The organism is Pseudonocardia ailaonensis (assembly GCF_039531635.1).
Lineage (GTDB): Bacteria > Actinomycetota > Actinomycetes > Mycobacteriales > Pseudonocardiaceae > Pseudonocardia > Pseudonocardia ailaonensis.
In genome coordinates, this window is record NZ_BAAAQK010000009.1 from 138086 (window position 1) to 159536 (window position 21451).

At 73.0% G+C, this 21451-nt stretch carries 19 protein-coding genes; 11 read left to right on the plus strand and 8 right to left on the minus strand.

The features are described from left to right. Positions 1-2: 2 nt before the first annotated feature. Genes ABD324_RS16550 through ABD324_RS16560 form a run of 3 tightly spaced genes read right to left on the minus strand, consistent with a single transcriptional unit; the run spans position 3 to position 3985 of the window. The gene (locus ABD324_RS16550) at positions 3-1682 is read right to left on the minus strand and encodes a thiamine pyrophosphate-binding protein (RefSeq protein ID WP_344417548.1); all 1680 of its coding nucleotides are present in this window, start codon (positions 1680-1682) and stop codon (positions 3-5) included. Next, positions 1679-2740: an NAD(P)-dependent alcohol dehydrogenase gene (locus ABD324_RS16555; protein ID WP_344417550.1), complete on the minus strand. Its 1062-nt coding sequence runs from the start codon at positions 2738-2740 to the stop codon at positions 1679-1681. Before ABD324_RS16555 ends, ABD324_RS16550 begins: the two co-directional genes overlap by 4 nt. Before the next feature lie 9 nt (positions 2741-2749). Beyond that, positions 2750-3985 (minus strand): amidohydrolase family protein, encoded by a 1236-nt coding sequence (locus ABD324_RS16560; protein WP_344417552.1) that lies wholly within the window; start codon positions 3983-3985, stop codon positions 2750-2752. A 205-nt stretch (positions 3986-4190) separates the two neighbouring features. Here ABD324_RS16560 and ABD324_RS16565 point away from each other — a divergent pair, with 205 nt between their 5' ends. From ABD324_RS16565 to ABD324_RS16585, 5 genes are read left to right on the plus strand one after another with little or no spacing between them, the layout of a single operon-like run. After that, complete coding sequence (locus ABD324_RS16565) at positions 4191-5687, plus strand: aldehyde dehydrogenase family protein (protein ID WP_344417554.1); 1497 nt, start codon at positions 4191-4193, stop codon at positions 5685-5687. Beyond that, positions 5684-6076 (plus strand): hypothetical protein, encoded by a 393-nt coding sequence (locus ABD324_RS16570; RefSeq protein WP_344417556.1) that lies wholly within the window; start codon positions 5684-5686, stop codon positions 6074-6076. Before ABD324_RS16565 ends, ABD324_RS16570 begins: the two co-directional genes overlap by 4 nt. A gap of 44 nt (positions 6077-6120) precedes the next feature. Further along, a complete protein-coding gene (locus ABD324_RS16575; RefSeq protein ID WP_344417558.1) occupies positions 6121-7467 on the plus strand; it encodes an MFS transporter in 1347 nt (448 codons plus the stop codon). Between the two features lie 10 nt (positions 7468-7477). Next, a complete protein-coding gene (locus tag ABD324_RS16580; protein WP_344417560.1) occupies positions 7478-8425 on the plus strand; it encodes a TauD/TfdA dioxygenase family protein in 948 nt (315 codons plus the stop codon). Positions 8426-8481: 56 nt separating this feature from the next. After that, on the plus strand, positions 8482-9264 hold the full coding sequence (locus ABD324_RS16585) for an NAD(P)-dependent oxidoreductase (RefSeq protein ID WP_344417562.1): 783 nt from the start codon (positions 8482-8484) through the stop codon (positions 9262-9264). 19 nt (positions 9265-9283) lie between these two features. Here the strand turns inward: ABD324_RS16585 and ABD324_RS16590 are convergent, their stop codons facing one another. Continuing rightward, positions 9284-10966, minus strand: coding sequence for an FAD-dependent oxidoreductase (locus tag ABD324_RS16590; protein WP_344417564.1), 1683 nt, complete (start codon positions 10964-10966; stop codon positions 9284-9286). Between the two features lie 8 nt (positions 10967-10974). After that, positions 10975-11916, minus strand: coding sequence for a VOC family protein (locus tag ABD324_RS16595; protein WP_344417566.1), 942 nt, complete (start codon positions 11914-11916; stop codon positions 10975-10977). Positions 11917-12052: 136 nt separating this feature from the next. On the opposite strand from ABD324_RS16595, the gene ABD324_RS16600 reads away from it, so the two are divergent. Continuing rightward, complete coding sequence (locus ABD324_RS16600; protein ID WP_344417568.1) at positions 12053-14854, plus strand: FAD-binding and (Fe-S)-binding domain-containing protein; 2802 nt, start codon at positions 12053-12055, stop codon at positions 14852-14854. A 23-nt stretch (positions 14855-14877) separates the two neighbouring features. On the opposite strand, the gene ABD324_RS16605 is transcribed toward ABD324_RS16600, so the two are convergent. The 3 genes from ABD324_RS16605 to ABD324_RS16615 all read right to left on the minus strand — a co-directional run bounded on the left by ABD324_RS16605 (position 14878) and on the right by ABD324_RS16615 (position 17802). Continuing rightward, positions 14878-15792, minus strand: coding sequence for an alpha/beta hydrolase (locus ABD324_RS16605; protein ID WP_344417570.1), 915 nt, complete (start codon positions 15790-15792; stop codon positions 14878-14880). Between the two features lie 161 nt (positions 15793-15953). Continuing rightward, positions 15954-16634 carry a GntR family transcriptional regulator gene (locus ABD324_RS16610; protein WP_344417572.1) on the minus strand — a complete coding sequence of 227 codons (681 nt, stop codon included), beginning with the start codon at positions 16632-16634 and terminating at the stop codon, positions 15954-15956. Between the two features lie 91 nt (positions 16635-16725). After that, positions 16726-17802 carry an amidohydrolase family protein gene (locus ABD324_RS16615; RefSeq protein ID WP_344417574.1) on the minus strand — a complete coding sequence of 359 codons (1077 nt, stop codon included), beginning with the start codon at positions 17800-17802 and terminating at the stop codon, positions 16726-16728. Positions 17803-18008: 206 nt separating this feature from the next. On the opposite strand from ABD324_RS16615, the gene ABD324_RS16620 reads away from it, so the two are divergent. From ABD324_RS16620 to ABD324_RS16640, 5 genes are read left to right on the plus strand one after another with little or no spacing between them, the layout of a single operon-like run. Beyond that, a complete protein-coding gene (locus ABD324_RS16620) occupies positions 18009-18530 on the plus strand; it encodes a nuclear transport factor 2 family protein (protein WP_344417576.1) in 522 nt (173 codons plus the stop codon). Next, complete coding sequence (locus tag ABD324_RS16625; RefSeq protein ID WP_344417578.1) at positions 18527-19390, plus strand: fumarylacetoacetate hydrolase family protein; 864 nt, start codon at positions 18527-18529, stop codon at positions 19388-19390. Before ABD324_RS16620 ends, ABD324_RS16625 begins: the two co-directional genes overlap by 4 nt. Continuing rightward, positions 19390-19824, plus strand: coding sequence for a RidA family protein (locus tag ABD324_RS16630; RefSeq protein WP_344417580.1), 435 nt, complete (start codon positions 19390-19392; stop codon positions 19822-19824). The genes ABD324_RS16625 and ABD324_RS16630 overlap by 1 nt, the downstream gene beginning before the upstream one ends. Further along, entirely contained in the window at positions 19808-20215 is a 408-nt protein-coding gene (locus ABD324_RS16635) for a cupin domain-containing protein (RefSeq protein WP_344417582.1), read from the plus strand. The genes ABD324_RS16630 and ABD324_RS16635 overlap by 17 nt, the downstream gene beginning before the upstream one ends. A gap of 16 nt (positions 20216-20231) precedes the next feature. After that, positions 20232-21446 carry an aromatic ring-hydroxylating oxygenase subunit alpha gene (locus ABD324_RS16640; RefSeq protein ID WP_344417584.1) on the plus strand — a complete coding sequence of 405 codons (1215 nt, stop codon included), beginning with the start codon at positions 20232-20234 and terminating at the stop codon, positions 21444-21446. Positions 21447-21451 lie beyond the last annotated feature (5 nt).

Sequence of the window (21451 nt, forward strand, 5' to 3'; positions counted from 1 at the left end):
CCTCAGCCACCCGCCGCCGCGCGCACCTGGCTCAACGTCCGGGTGTGCGACAGCGCCTCGGGCGAGACCGGCAGGTGCAGGAGCGCCGGACCGCCGGACGCGAGCGCGCGGTCGAAGGCGCCGTCGAACTCCTCGGTGGTCTCCACCCGCTCCGCGTGGGCGCCGAAGGCGCGGGCGAGCGCGACGAAGTCGGGACTCCTCAGGTCCGTCCCGATCACCCGGCCGGGATGGTGGGCCTCCTGGTGCATCCGGATGGTGCCGTACATGCCGTTGTCCGCGACGAGCACGACGAGGTTCGCCCCGTACAGCACGGCGGTCGCGAGCTCCTGGCCGTGCATGAGGAAGTCACCGTCGCCGGCCACGCACACCACGACCCGTTCCGGGTGCCGCAGCGCCGCGGCCACCGCGGCGGGCAGCCCGTACCCCATCGAGCCGCTGACCGGGGCCAGCTGCGCGCCGAGCGTGCGGTAGGTGTGGAAGCGGTGCACCCAGCCCGAGAAGTTGCCGGCGCCGTTGGTCACCACCGCGTCGCCGGGCAGCCGTTCGGCCAGGCCGCGCACGACGCGGGCCAGGTCGAGGCGTTCGGTGCCGGACGGGGGCTGCTGCCATCGGTCGAACGCCGCCCGGCAGTCGGCCCGCCACGCCGACCAGGGCACCGCGGCTGCGGGCTCGACGAGGTGCAGCAGGCTCGCGAACCCGACGGGCGACGCGTTGACCGCGAGCGAGGGGGCGTGGACCTTGCCGAGCTCCTCGGCGCCGGCGTGCACGTGGATCAGCTGTCGGCCGGGCACCGGCGGGGCGAGCAGGCGGTAGCCGTTCGTGCTCATCTCGTCGAGCCGCGCGCCGGCGACGAGGACGAGGTCGGCCTCGGCGACCCGCGCGGCGAGCGCCGGATCGCCCCCGACACCCAGGCTGCCGACGTAGCAGGGATGGGCGTTGTCCAGCCGGTCCTGCTGACGGAACGCCGCGACCACCGGGAGGTCCCACGCCGCGACGAAGCGCTCGAAGGCCTTGGCCGAGTCGGCGTCCCAGCGTGAGCCACCCACGACGACCAGCGGACGCCGCGCGCCGGCCAGTGCCTCACCGAGCGCGCCCATCTGCTCCGCGGACGGGTACGTCTCGATGGGTTCCGCCACCGGTAGCGCGGGAACGGCGTCGACGGTGTCCGTGAGCATGTCCTCGGGCAGGGCCAGCACGACCGGCCCCGGGCGCCCGGACTGTGCGACGGCGAAGGCGCGCGCCACGTACTCGGGCACCCGCTCGGCGGTCTCGACCTGCCCGACCCACTTCGCCATCGGCGCGAACATCCGCCGGTAGTCGATCTCCTGGAAGGCCTCCCGCTCCGCGTCCCCCCGGCCGACCTGCCCGATGAAGAGGATCATCGGGGTCGAGTCCTGCGCCGCGATGTGGACGCCCGCGGAGGCGTTGGTCGCGCCGGGCCCGCGCGTGACGAAGCAGATCCCCGGGCGGCCGGTGAGCTTGCCGTCCGCCTCCGCCATCATCGCCGCACCGCCCTCCTGGCGGCAGGTGACGACCTGGACGGACCGGCGGACGTCGTACAGCCCGTCGAGGACCGCGAGATAGCTCTCCCCCGGCACGCAGAACACCCGATCGACGCCGTGGGCGACGAGGGCGTCGACGACCAGCTCGCCGCCGGTGCGCGGCGGTCGGGGGGCGGTCACGACGCCACCGTGAGATCGCCGAGATCGCCGAGATCAAGGACCATCCGGTACTTCACGTCTCCTCTTTCCAGACGGTCCAAGGCCGTCGCGATCTCGGCCGAGGGCAGGACCTCGACGTCGGCGGTGATGCCGTGCTCGGCGCAGAAGCCGAGCATCTCCCGCACCCGGGCGGGGCTGCCGGTCCCCGAACCGGACAGGCTGTGCCGGCCCACCCGCAGCGCGCGGGTCTCGACCTCCACGGTCGGGGGGATGCCCAGCAGGCACAGCGTGCCGTGGAGGCGCAGGGCGCGCAGATAGGGCGACAGGTCGTGGCGGCGGGACGCGGTGTCGAGGACGAAGTCGAAGCGCCGGGCCTGCGCCGCCATCGCGTCGGGATCGGACGAGACGACCACCTCGTCGGCCCCGAGTGCCGTGATGTCCGCGACGCGGTCCGGTGTGGCTGTGAAGGCCACGACCTCGGCGCCGAGCGCCTTCGCGAACTTCACCCCGAGGTGGCCGAGCCCGCCGATGCCGACGACCCCGACGGTGCTCCCCGGCCCGACCTCCCAGTGCCGCAACGCTTCCCACGAGGTGATCCCGGCACACATCAGGGGTGCCGAGGCCGCCGGGTCGAGCCCGTCGGGGAGCCGGTGGACCCAGGCCTCGGCCACGACGTACTCGGTGCTCCAGCCGCCCTGGGTGCGCCGGCCGTCGCGCCGGTCCACGCCCAGGTACGTCAGCGTGGGGCCGCCGTCGGAGCAGTGGTTCTCCGCACCGGCCCGGCACTCGTCGCACGCGCCGCAGGAGTCGACGCAGTTCCCGACCGCCACCTCGTCCCCGACCCGGAAGCGGGTGACCGCGTCGCCGACCGCCCGCACCCGGCCGACGAACTCGTGGCCGGGCACGAGCGGCAGGCCGGGCTCCCGCGCGCCGTGGATCGCCTCGACGTCGCTGTAGCAGACCCCGCAGTACGTGACCGCGACGGCGACGTCGTCGGGCCGCAGGTCGCGGCGCTCGAAGGACCAGGGCTGCACCGGGCCGCCGGGGGTGCGGACGGCGAGACCGACCGTGGGTCGCATCGGGGCCGGTCAGCCGAGGATCGTGGAGCGGACCCCGGCCCGGATCTCGAACCACTCGGCGTCCGGGTAGTCCTCCCGCGCCAGGGGCGTGCGGACCTCCTCGAGGCTCGGACCGATCCGGGCGGCGACCGGTGCCAGCGCCTCCAGGTCGAAGCCGAACAGGCCCGCCGCGTTGCCGCCGAGCAGCTTGCGGATGTTCGTCTCGTCCACGCCGGCCAGCGACAGCCGGATCGCCTCGCGGGAGTACGGCGAGGTCGCGTCGGTGTGCGGGTAGTCCGAGCCCCACATGATGTGGTCGACGCCGAGCTCGAAGCAGTCCTCGATCTCGACCGGCCGCAGGGGGTGTCCGACGTAGCAGTTGCGCTTCCAGTACTCCCAGGCCGTCATGCTGAGGGCCTCGTACGCGCCGCGGAAGAACATGTCCGCCCACGGCCGCTTCTTGGCGCCGGTGATGGTGGCGTCCAGGCGGTTGAGCGCCTGGGGGATCCAGTTCACGCCCTGCTCGGTGAAGACGTACCTCAGGTCCGGGTGGCGCTCGAAGACCCCGCCGAGGATCAGCGTCCACAGGCTCCGCTGCGCGAAGTAGCTCTGCTCGTAGGACGAGATGCCGGCGCTCGCCGGGTGGTCCGGGTAGTCCGGGATGCCGGTGCCCTCGTGCTGGCAGACCGGGATGCCGAGCGCCGCGCAGCGCTCCCACAGCGGGTCCATCCGCGAGGCGTAGAGCGCCCCGGCGGGGTGGTTCGGCGGGATGCCCGGCATGAGCACGCCCGCCGCGACGCCGGTCCCGACGGCCCACTCGACCTCGGCGATGGCGTCGTCGACGTCGTTCGGGAAGATCTGGAAGAGCGCGCGACGCCGGCCGGGCACCTTCTTGCAGAAGGCCTCGGCCCAGCGGTTGTGCGCCCGCAGCCCGGCCATCCGACGCTCGTAGTCGTCGCGCTCCGTCGGCAGGCTGACGATGTTCTGGATCGTCGGGAAGAACGGCGGGATGGTGTTCGGGATGAGCACCTCCGCCGCGATGCCGTCGGCGTCGAGGTGCTTGAGCCGCAGCTCGCTGTCCCAGTTCTTGAACTTCGTGTCGTTGACGAGGTCGTCCCACGGGGACTCGTAGCCCTCGGCCCAGGCGTCGAACTCCTCGTGCCAGCGGGCCGGCAGGTACTCCTTGTACTCCCGGAGCTCGGCGCCACCGTGGGTGTCCGCCGAGATGACGACGATCCGATCGGCAGCAGTGTCCTGGTCGGCCATGAGTCGATCACCCTCCACGTCGAGTTGCCTACGCGGCTCAGTATTCGCACCGCCTCGCGGCCCGCAGCGGCGCAGGTCCCGGTCAACGGGACGGTCCGGGCGGGTGACCCGCGAGACGACCATCCCGACAGCCGGCATGGGCCGGTGGTCGTCCGGCGGACGATGTTGTTGAGTCGACCCGGACCGCGCCCCGAGGAGGACACCCGTGATCGAACCGCTGACCGTCCCCGCCGACGCGCGCCCGCGCCCGGACTACCTGACGGGAACGAAGGGCCTGCAGATCGGCGGGATCGAGGTGCCTGCGCGAAGCGGCAGGACCTTCGCGACCGTCGACCCGGTGACCGAGCAGCCGCTGGCCACGGTCAGCGCGGCCGACGCCGCCGACGTCGACGCCGCGGTCGCCGCCGCCCGTCGCGCGTTCACCGATCCCGCATGGGCCGACATCGCGCCCTACCAGCGCACCCTGCTCCTCCTGCAGGTCGCCGACGTGGTCGAGGCGAACGCCGAGGAGCTCGCCGTCCTCGAGTCGCTCGAGATGGGCTGCCCGCTCACCCAGACCCGGTGGATGATCCACCACTGCGTGGAGGTGTTCCGCAACCACGCGGGCTGGCCCACGAAGCTCTACGGCCAGACCGCGCCGTCGGCGAGCTCCCAGTTCCAGTACGTCCTGCGCCAGCCGCTCGGGGTCGTCGGCGCCATCGCCGGCTGGAACGGGCCGCTGCTGCAGATGGTGTACAAGATCGCCCCCGCGCTGGCGACCGGCAACACGGTCGTCTGCAAGCCGTCGGAGCACACCTCGCTGAGCACGCTGCGCTTCGCCGAGCTCCTGGCCGGGACCGACCTGCCCGCGGGCGTCGTCAACGTGGTCACCGGCGACGGCAAGGTCACCGGCCAGCACCTGATGTCGCACGACGACGTCGCCAAGGTCGCGTTCACCGGCTCGACCGCCACCGGCAAGCACGTCCTCGCCACGTCGGCGAGCAACCTCAAGCGGGTCACCCTCGAGCTCGGGGGCAAGACGCCCTACATCGTCTTCGCCGACGCCGACCTGGAGAAGGCCGCCTCGATCTGCGCGCTTGCCTTCTGCGCGGGCTCCGGCCAGGCGTGCGTCGCCGGCTCGCGGATCTTCGTCCAGGAGCCCGTCCGTGACGAGTTCACCGAGCTGCTCGTCGGCGCGATGGCGCCCTACCGCGCGGGCCTCGGCGACCCGTTCCACCCGGGGACCCGGATGGGGCCGCTCGCCTTCCGCGGGCACTACGAGCGGGTCAACGGCTACATCGGGCTGGCGACCGAGGCCGGCGGCACCCTCGTGACCGGCACCGAGCCGATCGCGGGCGGTGGCCTGTACGTCGCGCCGACGCTGATCGAGGGGCTGGACAACAAGTCCCGGGTCGCGCAGGAGGAGATCTTCGGGCCGGTGTCGGTGCTCATGGGGTTCCGCGAGCTCGACGAGGTCGTCGACCTCGGCAACGACACCGTGTTCGGCCTGGCCGCCTCGGTCTGGACGCGCGACCTCGCCACGGCCCATCGCGCCGCCGCGCGCCTCGACGCGGGTTCGGTCTGGATCAACCGCGGCAGCCAGATGAGCGCCGGCCCGCTGCCGTTCGGCGGCCACAAGCAGTCCGGCCTCGGGCGCGAGCACGGCACCCAGGTGCTCGACGCCTACACCGAGCCGAAGAGCGTGATCGTCGAGCTCTCGTGAGCGGGTCCGTGCAGTTCCGCCGCTACGAGCTCAAACCCGGTGCGCTGGCGGACTTCCTGCCCTGGTGGCGGCGCATCGTGCCCGTCCGGGAGCGGATCGGCTTCGCCCTGCTGTGTGCCTTCACGCTCGCCGAGACGAACGAGTTCGTCTCGGCGTGGCGGTGCGCCGGGGACATCACCGAGCTCGAACGCCGCTACTACGCGGACCCGGAGCGACGCGCGCTCGCCGCGGAGTCCCGGGTCTGGGCGGTCGCCCACGCCGCGCGCACGACGGGCCTGCCCCCCGACAGCGCCGAGGTCGCCGCACTCGTGGCGGACCATCCGGGCTTCACCGCCGCGGTGCACATCGGCACCGCCGAGACGGCCCATCCCGGCCGGCTCACGCACTGATCCGACACTGATCCGACACTGATCTCGACGACGAGAAGGTGACCATGACGACCAGCAGCGACATCACCGCCGCGCCCACGAGGTCCGGGAAGGAGGCCCGGCGGTCCGCGATCGCCGGGTTCACGGGGACCGCGCTCGAGTACTACGACTTCTTCATCTACGGTTCGGCCGCCGCGCTCGTCTTCGGGCCGTTGTTCTTCCCGTCCGCCGACTCCACGGCAGGAGGGATCTCCGCCCTCGCGACGTTCGGGATCGCCTACCTCGCGCGGCCCCTCGGCGGCGTCGTGTTCGGCCACCTCGGCGACCGGATCGGGCGCAAGCGCACGCTGGTGCTGACGCTGCTGTGCATGGGGGTCAGCACGCTCTGCATCGGGCTGCTGCCGACGTACGCGGACGCCGGCGTGCTCGCCCCGATCCTGCTGGTACTGCTGAGGCTGCTGCAGGGGCTGTCCGCCGGTGGCGAGGCGTCCGGGTCGGCCACGCTGAGCACCGAGCTGGCGCCGTCGCGGCGCCGCGGCCTGTTCGCCAGCTTCACCGTCGCGGGCGCCTCGGCCGGCGGTGGCCTGGCCTCCCTGGTCTTCGTCCCCATCGCGGCGATGCCCCGCGAGGACCTCCTGGCCTGGGGCTGGCGGATCCCGTTCCTGGTCAGCGTCGTCGTGCTGCTCGTCGCGTTCTTCGTGCGTTCCCGCATCACCGAGTCCCCCGACTTCCAGAGGACGGCCGCGACGGAACGCCCGCGGCTGCCGATCGTCGAGCTGCTCCGCTGGCACAAGACCGCGCTCGTGCGCGTGATCGCCGGCATGTTGTTCGCCGTGTCGACGTCGATCTTCAGCGTCTTCTCGGTGGCGTACGTGTCGCAGACCAAGGGCCTGCCCCTCTCGGTGACGACGATTCTGCTGGTCATCGCGGTGTGCAAGGCGGTGCAGATCGGGACGTGCGTGTTCTTCGGCTGGCTCGCCGACCGGATCGGCCGCAGGCCGGTGTGGGCCCTGTGCACCTTCGGGTCGGTCCCGGCCGGCGTCCTCTACTTCTGGGCCATCACCGACGGGCAGATCGTCCTGGTCGTCCTGGGCGGGTTGGTCTTCTCCTGCCTCGCGAGCAACGGGATCTGGACGGCGGCCTTCGCCGAGATGTTCCCGGTGACGGTGCGCTACTCCGGGCTCGCGGTGGGGTCCCAGATCGGCCTCACCCTCACCGGCTTCGCCCCGGCGATCGCCCTCGCGCTGATGACGGACGGTCGCTACGGCTGGGTCCCGGTCATGGTGTTCGCCGGGGTCTGCTCGGTCGTCTCCGGGGCGATGGTCTGCTTCGGCCGGGAGACGGCGCGGCTGGAGCTCGACGAGATCGACGCGATGAACGGTGCCCGCCCGACCGACGCCGGCTCGGCCTGAGGACGCCGCCATGCGTGTGGTGCCGCTCGGTGAGCGCTTCGCGGCCGAGGTCCTCGACCTCGACCTGACCCGTCCCCCGACGGCGGCCGAGCACGACGCCGTCGTCGACGCCGTGGACCGGTACGCGGTCCTGGTGCTCCGTGACCAGCGGATCTCGGCCGAGCAGCAGACGGCCTGGCTGTCCGGCTTCGGCCCGCTGGACAGCGAGGTGCAGCGCTACTTCAACCGGCTCGCCGCGAACCGGCTGGGCAGCGACGTCGTCACGGACATCTCGAACGTCGACGCCCGCAGCGACGTCGCGGCGCGGCTGGACCGCCAGACGATCATGAACATCGGCAACGCGTTCTGGCACAGCGACGGCTCCCACTACCATCACCCCTTCCGCTACTCGATGCTCGCGGCCGTCGCGGTGCCGGCGCTCGGCGGCGAGACCGAGTTCGCGGACCTGCGCGCCGCCCACGACCGGCTCGACGCGCGCACGCGCGGCTTCCTCTCGGCCCGCACGGGCGCGTTCTGGTCGGCGTACAACCGGATCCGGCTCGGGATCATCGACCCGCCGCAGACGCACGGGCTCTACCCGCCCGTCGAGTGGCCGCTGATCCGCAGGCACCCGGGATCGGGCCGGGACGTGCTGTGGGTCGGTCAGCCGCTGTGCCAGGTCTCCGGCCTGTCGGTGCCCGAGGGGCGGGCACTGGCGAGCGACCTGCTCGAGCAGGCGACCGAGCGGGAGAACGTCCACGTCCACCGGTGGGCCGCGGGCGACGTCGTGCTCTGGGACAACAGGTCGGTCCTGCACCGCGGCAGGCGGTTCGACCTCGCCCACCGCCGCGAGCTGCGCAGGGTCGGCACGAAGGACGACGTGGCCTCGCTCGGGGTGCTGGACATGCCGTCGAGGACCGACCTGAACGACGGGTTCCCGCTGCGCCTGCGGGGTGCGCCCGAGCCGCTGCGGACATGATCGACCCCGGTGGTGGCCGCGGGCTCCCGCGGCCACCACGGTGCGACGGAGGCAGGATGGACATCGGTTTCGTCGGTGTGGGCGTCCAGGGCGCCCCGATGGTGGAGCGGATCCTCGGGGCCGGGTTCCCGACGACCGTGTGGGCCCGCCGGGAGGCCTCGACCAGGCCGTTCGCCGGGCGCGCACGGATCGCGGCCGGTGCGGCGGAGCTCGGGGCGTCGTGCGACGTCGTCGGCGTCTGTGTGTGGGACGACGACGACGTGCGCGAGGTGGTCGCCGGTCGCGACGGCCTCCTCGACGGCGTCCGGCCGGGGACCGTGATCGCCGTGCACTCCACCACGTCGCCGGAGCTGTGCCGCGAGCTGGGCGCCGCGGCGCTCGACCGCGGCTGCACCGTCGTCGACGCCCCGGTCAGTGGCGGAGCGGAGCGGGCCCGGCTCGGCACGCTGGTCGTGATGGTCGGCGGTGACGACGAGTCGGTCGCACGATGCCGGCCGGTGTTCGAGACGTTCGGGTCGACGATCGTGTCGACGGGCCCGCTCGGCAGCGGGCAAACGGTCAAGCTGATCAACAACGCGCTGTTCGCCGCGCAGCTCTCGCTGGCCGTCGACGCCTTCCGGCTCGCCGAGGAGGCGGGCATCGGGAAGGCCACCCTGGGCGAGTGCCTCTCCGAGGGCAGCGGCAGCAGCCGCGCCCTGCGGTTCCACGCGCAGCGGGTCCTGGTCGAGGACGGCCCCTTCGCGCCCAGCCCGATCTTCCGGAAGGACGTCGAGCTGTGCGCCGGGCTGCCCGGGTTCGCGGGGTCCGCGCTCCTCGCGGCCGCCCGCCGGCCCCTCTGACGTCCGACCTACCGGGTGCTCACGACAGGCCCCCGAAGGCCCTGACCGGCTCGGCCGCGGCGGCCCGGCCGGCGATGTGGCCGAAGGTCAGCGCGACACCGAGCGTCGCCCCGGCCGACCAGTACGCCTGGGCGGACGGGGAGGCGATGCAGTTGCCCGCCCCGTACAGGCCGCGGATCGGCTCGCCCCGCACCCCGAGGACGCGCCCCTGCGCGTCGATGCGGGGCCCGCCCTTGGTGTCGAGCATCCCGGCGCCCAGGATGATCGCGTGGTAGGGCCCGGTGGCGGCGAACGGGTGCATGGTCGGGTTCGCCATGCCCTCCCGGCGCCCCGGCCCGATCCAGTGCCGCTGGATCGGCGAGTCTCCCCGCCCGAAGTCCGGGTCCACCTCGGACCCGGCGAGGGTGTCGAACCGGGTGATGGTCGCCCGCAGCTGCTCGGCGAAGTCGCCGTCGAGCCGGACCCCGCCCGTGCGGTCGGCCAGCTCCGCGAGCCGGGCGTCCAGGGCGTCGGCCAGCTCCTCGAGGGTCTCGCCGGAGACGACGTAGCGCACGGACTCGCCGGGCATCGGCACCGGCACGCGGTAGGGGTTGTCGAACTCGTTGGTCGCCACCGCGTCGTCGTAGACCTGGAAGAGCAGCAGGTTCGAGTACTCGCGATGCGTCGCGTCCCAGTGGAAGTGGATCTGCGAGCGCTCGTTGTAGACCATCTTCTCGTTGACCACGCGCCTGCCGAAACGGTTGACCAGCACCATGCTGTCGCCATAAGGCATGAAGACGTCGCGGATCGTGGAGGGCTGCGCGAGCGCCATCTCCAGCGCGATCTGGGACCACCAGGCGTTGCCCATGTTGCCGAGCTGGGCGCCGACCTCCCCGGCGATCGTCACGAAGTCGCCGGTCGAGGACTCGGCCGCGCAGCCGCCGAACACGGGGCCGCGCAGGAACTGGCGGCGCATGTCCGCGTTGTGGGCGAACCCGCCGGACGCGAACACCACCGCCCGGCGCGCCCGGACGAGGACGGTCCCCGTGCGGTGGTGCACCTCGAGCCCTGCGACGCTCACCGCGCCCTCGTCCGAGCCGTCGGGGTCGGTGATCAACCGGACGGCCCGGTGGTCGGTCCGGATGTCGATGCCGAGCAGCCGCGCCTGGCGCTCGAACTCGGCGATCATGAACTCGCCGCGCGTGCCGCCGTCGTCGACCGCGCGGCCGGCGATGATGTCCTGCTGCGAGCGCCAGCCGTCTGGGAAGACGTGCCGGCCGTACGGGACGGCGTCCTCGGGCAGGTCGGCGCAGTAGTCCGGCATCTCCATGTCGAGGCCGGGCTTGAAGGCCCCGCAGTCGGTCATCGCCTGCAGCGCGGGTGCGGCGTTGTCGAAGAAGGCTGCCAGCAGGTCGTACTCGAGCGCGCTCAGGCCCAGTCGTTCCGCGTCCGGCGCGTAGGCCTGCGGGTAGGACAGCCGGGCCAGCAGCCGCAGCGCCCGGTCCCGGTCGTCGACCAGGCCCCGTTCGCGCAGGAGATGGTTGTTCGGGATCCAGAAGTACGCACCGGACTTCGCCGTGGTGCCGCCGAGGAACCCGGCCTTCTCCAGCATCAGGACCGAGGCGCCCTCCTGCTGGGCGGCGAACGCGGCGGCGAACCCGGCCGCGCCCGAGCCGACCACCACGACGTCGGCGGCGACGTCCCAGATGTCGTCGTCCGTCATCGTCGGCCTCAGTTCCGGCTCGGGGCGGCGGTGTCGAACCGCGACCCGGCCACCGGGTCCGGCACGGTCGGCGGCGGGGGCACCGGCCGGTGTCCCCACAGGCTGGGCGCGGTGATCTCGTGCACCGCCCAGGTCGCCGAGTCGACCTGCTGGGCGCCGAACCCGATCTCGACGTTCGTGCCGTCCGGGGCCGCGACGTAGAAGGATGCCATGAGGTCGTTGGTGTGGCGGCCGAGCGTCTCCCGGATCGTCACACCGTCGTCCTGGCAGCGGTCGATGGTGGCGCCCACGTCGTCGAGCGTCGTCATCTCGACCATGAAGTGGCGCAGGACGCCCGGGTCCCGGAACTCGACCAGGGCCACGCTGTGGTGGCGCGGGTTGCAGCCGTAGAACTGCACCGAGCGCGAGGGCGCCCCGTTCGGGCTGGGCAGCGTCGCGGTGTTGCGCAGCTGGAAGCCGAGGATGTCGCGGTAGAACGCCGCCGAGGCGGCCATGTCGGTCGTGGTGAGCACGACGTGTCCGAGGCCCAGCGCGCCGGCGACGAAACCGTCGACGTACGGGGTCACCAACCGGGTGTGGTCGGTGATCGGCGCACAGTAGAACTCGACGGGGACCCCCGCCGGGTCGGTGCACCGGACGAACTCGCCGACGCGTCGCCGTGCGCACTCCTCGTCGGTGCCGGCGGACCACGCGATGCCGCTGCGGTCGAGCAGCACGGTGATCTCGTCGAGCTTCGCGGAGTCGCTGACGTGGAAGCCCAGGGCGTCGATGCCGGCCTCGGCGGCCGGGACGACCGCGAGCCGGTACGGCTCGTCGTCCATGCGGAAGAACTGGCTGCCGTCGCCGTCCGTCCGCGCGTGCATCATGCCCAGGATCCGCGTGGCGAACGACGTCCAGGCCGAGACGTCCGGGCTGCGCCAGCGCAGGTAGCCGAGTGAGCGAACGAGCACGGGACCCGCCTTTCGCCGAGGAACTTCGCTGTCCGACAGGACGGTAGGCGCGGGTCCGGGCGGGGCCAACGGCTCCATCCCACTGACCGGATCGCGCCCGCGGGCGGCGGTCGGCGGCTCTCGTAGCGTGCGTCGGGTGAGCATCGTCCAGACGCTGCGGCGAGCCGGGATCGAGGTCCGTGACGACGCGGCGACCAGGGCGATGTACGCCTCGGACGCCTCGCTGTACCGGATCCCCCCGCTGGCCGTGGTGCGTCCCCGGCACGTCGACGAGATCGCGTCCGTGCTCCACCTCGCGCGGGCGCACGGGGTGCCGGTGACCTCGCGCGGGGGCGGCACGTCCGTGGCGGGCAACGCCGTCGGCCGCGGGCTCGTGCTGGACTTCTCCCGGCACCTCCACCGGGTGCTCGACGTCGACCCGCTCGGTCGCACGGCCCGGGTGGAACCCGGTGTGGTGCAGGCGGCGCTGCAGGCCGCCGTCCGCCCGCACGGGCTGCGGTTCGGGCCGGACCCCTCCAGCCACACCCGCGCCACGATCGGCGGGATGATCGGCAACAACGCGTGCGGCAGCCGGGCGCTGGGGTACGGCCGGACCTCGGACAACGTGCTGGCGATGACGCACCTGCTCGCCTCCGGCGACACCCTGCGGACGGGGTACGACGCGCACGGCACCCCCACCGTCGACGGGCCGGAGGGGCTGCTCGCGGCGCTGCGCGCGGCCGCGGGCCGGCACCTGGCCGCCGCGCGGACCGAGTTCGACCTGTTCGGCCGGCAGCTCAGCGGCTACGCGGTGCACCATCTGCTCCCGGAGCGGTTCGACCTCGGCCGGGCGCTCGTCGGCTCGGAGGGCACCCTCGCCGTCCTCACCGAGGCCACGGTCCGGCTGGTGCCGGACCCGGCCCATCGGGTCCTCGTCGCGATCGGGTTCACCGACATCGTGGCCGCGGGCCGGGCCGCGCCCACCGTCGTCACGTTCGGTCCGACCGCCTGCGAGGGCATGGACGAACGCCTGGTCGACGTGCTGCGCAGCCGCCGCGGCGAGCACACCGTCCCGCCGCTGCCGAAGGGCGGCGCGTGGCTGCTGGTCGAGATCGCCGGGGACGACCGGGACGAGGTCGTCGGCCGCGCCCGGGCCCTGGCCGCGGCCGACCTCGGGCTGCAGTCCGAGGTCGTCGAGGACCCGACGGTGCAGGCTCGGCTCTGGCGGATCCGCGAGGACGGGGCGGGGATGGCAGGGCGGGCCCCGTCGGGCAGCCCGGCCTGGCCCGGTTTCGAGGACGCCGCGGTGCCGCCCGAGCGCCTGGGCGCCTATCTCGCCCGGTTCGACGAGCTGGTGGCCGAGTTCGGGATGACATCCGCCCCGTACGGGCACTTCGGCGACGGCTGCATGCACGTCCGGCTGGACCTCCCGCTCGATCGCCCCGACGGGCTGCGGGTCCTGCGCGCGTTCCTCACCGCCGCAGCCGGTGTGGTGGCCGAGTTCGGCGGTTCGGTCTCCGGCGAGCACGGCGACGGGCGGGCCCGCGGCGAGCTGCTGGCCCTGACCTACTCGACCGAGGCGATCGCCCTGTTCGGCGCGGTGAAGCGCGCGTTCGATCCCGAGAACCTGCTGAACCCGGGCGTGCTCGTGGATCCGGACCCGGTGGACGCCGACGTGCGGCCGGTCGGGACCGGCTACCGCGAGGGGCTCGCGTTCACCTACGAGCACGACGGCGGCGACCTGGGCCGGGCGGTCCATCGCTGCACGGGGGTGGGCAGGTGCCGGGCGGAGCATCCCGCGGGCGGCGGCGTGATGTGCCCGTCCTACCTCGCCACCCGGGAGGAGAAGGACTCGACCCGCGGCCGGGCCCGCGTACTCCAGGACGTCGTCGTCGGGGCGCTGGACTGGCGTGCGCCTGCGGTGCGCGATGCCCTCGACCTGTGCCTGTCCTGCAAGGGCTGTCGCTCGGACTGCCCGACCGGGGTCGACATGGCCACCTACAAGTCCGAGGCGCTGCACCAGCGGTACCGCCGCCGTCTGCGGCCCCGCGCGCACTACTCGCTCGGTCGGCTGCCGCGCTGGGCCCGGCTCGCCGGCCGGCTGCCCCGGGTGGCCAACGCCGCCGTCCGGGTGCCCGGCCTCAGGCAGGTGTCCCTCCTGCTGGCGGGGGTGGACCGGCGGCGCTCGGTGCCCGAGCTCGCGGCCCGCCCCTTCCACCGGGCGTGGCGGCGGGACACCGCCGGGACCGGGGGGACACCGGTCCTGCTCTTCGTCGACTCCTTCTCCGACGCCTTCTCCCCCGCGGTCGCCGAGGCGACCGTGCGGGTGTTGCGGGGAGCCGGGTACGAGCCCCGCCTCGCGGCTCCCGGGACGTGCTGCGGGCTGACCTGGATCACGACCGGCCAGCTCGACGCCGCGCGCCGGATCCTCGGCCGGACCGTGACCGAGCTGGCGGCGGCCGCGCGAGCCGGCCTGCCGATCGTCGGCATCGAGCCCTCCTGCACCGCGGTCCTCCGCTCCGACGCGGTCGAGCTCCTGGGCGGCACGGGATTCGGCGAGGACGCCCGCCTCGTCGCGAGCGCGACGCGCACCCTGGCCGAGCTCCTGACCGGGACCGCCGGGTGGAACCCACCCGACCTGTCCGGGACCCGGCTGGTCACGCAGCCGCACTGCCACCACCACGCCGTCCTCGGCCGCGACGCCGACGAGGCCTTGCTCCGCCGCACCGGCGCGCAGGTCACCACGCTGGCCGGATGCTGCGGGCTGGCCGGGAACTTCGGGGTCGAGATCGGCCACTACGAGGTCTCCGTCGCGGTGGCCGGACAGCACCTGCTGCCGGCCCTCGACGCCGCACCCGACGCCGTCGTCCTCGCCGACGGCTTCTCCTGCCGCACCCAGGTCGCCGACCTGCGCGCCCGGCCCGCCCTGCACCTGGCGGAGCTGCTCGACCGGGGGTGACAGGCCGGGGAGGTCGCCGTCGCCTACCCGTGGAGGATCTCGGCGAACGCCTCGATCGTCCGATGCATGATCTTGTCCGCCTGGTCCACCATCTCGACGAAGCCCACGTAGCCGTGGATCAGCCCCGGCCCGGGCACGTGCACCACCGCGACGCCGGCGGCGCGCAGGTGGTCGGCGAACGCGTCCCCCTCGTCGCGCAGGGGATCGAACTCGGCGGTGGCGACGACGGCGGGGGCCACACCCGTGACGTCGCTGCGCAGCAGGTCCACCTCGGGTGCGTCGGCGTCGCGGCCGCCCGGCAGGAACTGCTCCAGGAACCAGGCGATGTCCGCCGAGGTCATGAAGTAGCCGTCCCCGTTCTCCTGCCGCGACCCCGTCGTCGCCATCGGATCGGTCGCCGGGTACCAGAGCAGCTGCGCCGCCAGTGGCGGTACGTCCGCCTGCCGGGCGCGCAGGGACAGGCCGGCGGCGAGCGTGGCGCCCGCGCTGTCCCCCGCCGCCGCGATCCGCCGCTGCGGGTACCGGGCGGCGGCCCAGCGCAGGACCGTCTCGGCGTCGTCGAACGGGGCCGGGAAGGGATGTTCCGGGGCGAGCCGGTAGTCCACGGAGACCACCACCGCGCCGACCGTGTTGGCGAGCCGGCGGCACACCGGGTCGTGCGTGTCGAGGTCCCCGATCACGAAGCCACCCCCGTGCAGGAACAGGACGACGGAGGCACCCGTGTCGCCCCCGGGGGTGTAGACGCGGTCGAGGACACCGTCGGCGACGGTGTCCTCGACGGCGTCGACGGCCTCGGGCACGTACCCGGCACCGCGCCGCGCCAGGGCCATCTCCCGGTACAGGCGACGGGCCTCGACGGGATCACCACCCGTGACGGGCGGGAGGTCGGCGACGGCCATGGCGTCGAGCAGGACGCGGAGCTGAGGATCGAGCGGCACGCGGAAACCTCCCGGGAGACGGCTGTGTCGAACGGCGACGCTAGCCCGCCCGACCGGGGGGCCGGGGCGCGTCCGTCCCACTCAGAGGAATCCTCGCGGAGCCGGACGGTCGAGGGCCGCCACAGCCCTGTCCGAGCCGACAGCTCAGCCGGCTCGCGACGTCAGGCCTGGTCGGCCACCAGGGCCGTGCGGGCCACCGCCGCGGTGTCGGCGATGTGGCGCAGGGAGATCCGGGTGACCTGTTCGGCGTCCCGCTTCCGGTAGGCCTTCACGAGTGCCTTGTGGTCGTCCCGGGCACGACGGCGGCGGGCGGGATCGGTGGTGACCGAGATCCCGACGTAGAGCGACGAGATGTCCGAGAGCCGGCGCATGATCGCCCGCAGGTGCGCCTGCCCGGACGTGCCGTCGAGCAGACGGTGCAGCAGCCGGTTGTCGTCGACCCAGCGGGTGTCGCTCACCCGCAGCGTCATCCGGTTGACCACGGTCTCGGCCTCGGCGAGCTCCTCGTCCGTGATCGTCCGGACCCGCTCGCGCGCGGCGATGGGGATCAGCGCCCGCCGGATCTCGTAGACCTCGTCGAGCTCCGCGAGGCTCACCTGGTGGACGGTGGCGCCGCGGAACGGGTCGAAGTCGACCAGCCCCTGGCTCTCCAGCTCGCGCAGTGCCTCGCGGACGGGCGTGACGCTGACGGCGAGGTTCGCCGCCAGGTCCGCCTGCACGAGCCGGGTCCCGGCCGGCAGCACGCCCGAGACGATCGCGTCCCGCAGCCGCTCGGTGACGTCCCGGTGTGCGGTGCGCACGGTGCTCGAGCCCAGGCTGGGCATCACCCCGTTGGCCTTCACGCGACCCCTTCCTGTGCGGGTGGCGAGTGCCGCCGCGGTACGAGTATGGCAACCGCACGTGTCCCTGAGCTCGCGTGCGGTGACGAGGTTCCTAGAGGAAGCGTCCCCGGCCGCCGCTCTCGACGGCAAGGACCGTGCCGGTGAGCGAGACGTCCAGGAACGCCGCCCGGCGAGCCTCCTGGCCCGGCCAGAGCGTAGCGGGCCCGGTGTCGGCGGGATCCACGATCAGCCGCGACACCGGGATCCCCGCCGCCGGCCGGAAGACGGCGGCGGCCCTGGTGGTGGTCATCGCGACCGCGGTGGGCAGGTCGAGGACCTCGTCGCGGACCAGCCGCAGCACGGCCGGCAGGAGGAACTGCTCGATCTCCAGGCCCGGGCCCTTGTTGCCGTGCACCGGGGCGTTGTGGTCGCTGGCGATCAGGTCCACCCGCTCGCCCACCACGGTGCGCAGGCTCTCGCGCGCCGCCCCGCCGGGGACGGGCGGCAGCACGAACAGCTCCTCCGCACGTCCCTCGGCCAGCTCGACCAGGAAGTGCGGCGAGGTCTGGCAGGTCGAGTCCGGACGGGCTGCCACCTGCTCGGCCATGGCCCGCGACGTGACGTGCCGGAAGTGCACGGGCCCGCCGTGCTCGGCGGCCACGGCGGTGAAGCTCTCGTCGTCGTAGAAGTAGATCGCGGCTCGGCACCCGGCCGCCCAGATCGCCTCGAGGTTCGGGCGGAAGAAGGGGTCGTTCGAGTAGAGCTTGATCGTCGGCATCCACGTCTCACGGATCTGCGCGCCGTGCTCGGCGAGCCAGGCGGCGAAGCCTTCGCTCGACGGCGAGTCGGACACCGAGAGGATCGGCAGGATCCGCGGGAACGCCGTGCCGGCGAGGAACGCGGTCAGGGCGGCGAGGTCGAACTCGCGCACCCGGTGCCAGGGCAGGGCGGTGTTCACCGCCGTGGCCCCGCCCGCGAGCGCGCGCCAGCGGTCGACCTCCCGGACCCCGAGATCGAGAACCGGCAGGTGGTTGTCCGCGTCGTAGAGGCCGGGCAGCACCCACAGCGCGGAACCGTCCAGTCCGGACGGACGGCCAGGGCCGGGCACGTCGAGCGCGACGTCGGCGCGGTCGCCGGTGAGCGGGTCGAGCACGTCGTGCAGGACGACGGTCGTGAACGTCTCGGGCACGGGGCTCCTTCGGGAGGCGACCAGGTTTCGTCGCATCGTATATGTTGCGACATCTGCCGCCAACGGATGTGACGGTGCGTCACAACACCATGTCAGACACCATGTTGCCGATGAGTAACCACATGTTTCGGCTCTGGTTGAGGGCTGGACGAGCTGCTCGAAGGGGGTCATCTTTCATATATGTTGCACGAACCGAAGGGCGCCCGATGAGCGCCGGGCTGGCCTCACGGGTCGACGCGCTGGAGGCGCAGGCCGCGGTGCGGACCCTCAAGGCGGCCTACATGCAGGGCCTCGACGACCGCCGGCGCGGTGCGGTCGCCGACCTGTTCTGGGAGGACGCGGTGTGGGAGGCGCTGCCCGAGCGTGTCCCCGACGGGGTGGACGAGGCTCCGGGTGCCGGCGAGCGCATCGTGGGCCGCGAGGCCATCGCCGCGTCGTTCGTCGACGCGGCCGCGCGGATGAGCTTCACCGCGCATTTCCTCACCAACGAGTCGATCACCGTGTCCGGCGACCGTGCGGTGGGCCGCTGGAAGCTCCTGCAGGCCTGCACGGCGGGGCGGGACACCGCCTTCTGGCAGGCCGGGGTGTACGTCGACGACTTCGAGCGGCGCGACGGAGAGTGGCGCTTCGCGCACCTGCGCCTGGCGATGGACTTCCGCACGCCGTACCACGAGGGCTGGCTGGCGACCCGGATGTGGGAGCTGCCGACGGTCGGGGCCGGCCGATGATGAGGATCGCCTGCTTCACCCACGCGCACGAACGGGCGACCGGGCTCGTCGACGAGGTCCGCGCGGTGGTTCGGCCGGTGCGCGAGTCACTCGCCGACCTGGTCGCCGGGGCGCTCCCCACCCCGGACGGCCGCACCCTCCCCCTGGCCGACGTCCTGCTGCGGGCGCCGCTGACCGCGGACTGTCGGGGCCTGCTGTGCACCGGCATCAACTACGTCGAGCACCAGCGCGAGTCGGCCGACACCTTCGTCGCCGACGTCCCGGTCGACCCGATCGTCTTCTTCAAGACCCCGTCCGCCGTGGCCGATCCCGGTGCGGTGCTGGAGCTCGACGAGCGGGTGTCCGAGCAGTTCGACTGGGAGGTCGAGCTCGGGGTGGTGATCGGGCTCGGCGGCCGGGACATCCCGGTCGAGGACGCCGGCCGGCACGTGTTCGGCTACACGGTCGTCAACGACGTCACCGCCCGGGACGTGCAGCACCGGCACAAGCAGTGGCACCTGGGCAAGAACGTCGACGCCGCGACGCCCGTCGGGCCGTGGATCGTCACGGCCGACGAGCTGGGCTATCCCCCGGCGGCCGGTATCGAGCTGGCGGTGAACGGCGTGGTGAAGCAGCGGGCGCACACCCGGGACATGATCTTCACCGTCGCCGAGCAGATCGCGGTGATCTCCCGGTACGTCGCGCTGCGCCCGGGGGACGTGCTGGCGACCGGCACGCCGAGCGGGGTCGGGTTCGCCCGCACCCCGGCCGAGTTCCTCCGCCACGGCGACGTCGTCGAGGCCCGCATCGACGGGATCGGCCTGTTGCGCAACGAGATCCGGGTGCCCGCGGTGGCCCCGTCGGAAGTGGTGGTGGCGTGATGAACCGAGTGGTGCGCACGGCCGGCAAGACCGTCGGCCTCTACTCCCCGGCGGTGGTCACGGGTCCGGGTGCCCGGATGGTGCACGTCAGCGGGGTCCTGTCGGTCGACCCCGAGGGCGGCTCGGTCGGCGCGGGCGACTTCGAGCTGCAGATGCGGACGGTGTTCCGGCTGCTGGGCGAGACGCTCGCAGCCGCCGGGTCGTCCTTCGGTGAGCTGGTGAAGATGACCACCTACCTGGTGGATCCGGACCACGTCACCGAGTTCTACCGGATCCGGGTGCCCCTGTTCGAGGAGCTCTACCCGAAGGGCAACCCGCCCGGCAACACCCTCCTGGTCGTCGCACGCCTGGTCCGGCCGGAGTTCCTGATCGAGATCGAGGGCGTCGCCACCACGACGTCCGAAGGGAGTGCGGGCGATGAGCTCGTCGGCTGAGCAGCAGGACTTCCCCAGCGGGTGCCGGGTCGTCGGCACCGGCGCCCTGGTGGCGGACAACGCCGCGGACGCGGGCGGTGCCTCCGGGGCGCTGGCCCGCGGGACGGCGGCCTCCGCGGGCGGGATGTGGATGGGTACCAGCGTGCTGCCGGCCGGCCGGCGCGGCGGCCTGCACCACCACGACGGCCAGACCACGATCGTCTGCATCGTGTCCGGCTCGATGCGCTTCCTGGTCGAGGGCCCGGCGGGCCGCGAGGACTTCGTCGCCGGCCCCGGCGAGATCGCCGTCATCCCCGGCGGGCTCGTGCACCTCGAGGAGAACCCCGGCGGCGAGGACTGCGTCTGCGTGGTCGTGCGCAACTCCGAGGCCCCGACCGTCGTCAACGTCTGAGAAGGAGCGCGAACCGATGAGCCTGCTCACCCCCGAGGTCCGCGCCATCCTGGCCGGTCTGCGCGAGTTCGGCGGCGACTTCACCACCGCACGCACCATGCCGGCCGGCGTCTACACCTCCGAGGAGTTCCACGCCTTCGAGCAGGAGGCGATCTTCGCCCGCGAGTGGCTGTGCCTGGGCCACGTCAGCCAGGTCCCGGCCGAGGGCGACTACGTCACGATCTCCGTCGGCGACGAGCCGCTGATCGTGGTGCGGGACAAGGGCGGCGAGATCCGGGTGATGTCCGCGATCTGCCAGCACCGCGCCTACCCGGTGCTCGAGGACGGCGAGAAGGGCAACGCCAAGCAGTTCCGCTGCGGCTACCACTACTGGGCCTACGGCCTGGACGGCCGGCTCGTCGCCGCGCCGGAGATGACCCGGACCTGCCCGATCGCCGAGCTGCGCGCCGAGACCCGGCTGCCGCAGCTGAAGGTGGAGATCTGGTACGGGATGATCTTCGCGAACATGGACCCCGACGCCGCCCCGCTGGCGCCGACGCTGGCCAAGCTGGCCCCGGAGATGGAGGCCTACGACGTCGCTCACCTCCGGGCGATCAATCCCCTCGAGTACCCGGACCAGCCGTGGAACTGGAAGGGCATGCACGAGAACGCCCTGGAGCCCTACCACACCTCGTTCGTCCACATGGGATACCACGACGTGGCGCCCGCCTCGATGGCCGAGTTCACCGAGTGGGACGACACCGACGGCCAGATCATGCACCCCACGAACTACCGCTACATCGACGCCGGCTTCAACCCGACGGGCCGGGCCGTGCTGCCGATCCTGCCGGGCCTCGACGAGGCGCGGCGGACCCGGATCATGTTCGCCTCCGTGCTGCCCACGGTGTTCTTCGCGTTCAGCCCGGACCAGGTCTTCTACTTCCTGATCACGCCGGAGTCGGCGGGCCGGATGACCCTGCGGATGGCGTGGCTGTTCCCGGAGAGCTCGCTGAAGTCCCCCGGGTTCGACTGGGCGTTCGAGATGCAGAACGCGGTCAACGACGTGATCAACAACCAGGACATCACCACGAACAAGCGGATGCAGGACGGGCAGCGCTCGCGCTTCGCCCGTCGGGGCCGCTACTCGTGGCAGGAGGGCACCCTGCCGCAGATGAACCGCTGGCTGACCCTGCGCTACCAGGCCTACGCGGACTCGCTCGAGGCCGCCGCCGTCGCCCAGCGGGCCGGCTGAGCGGG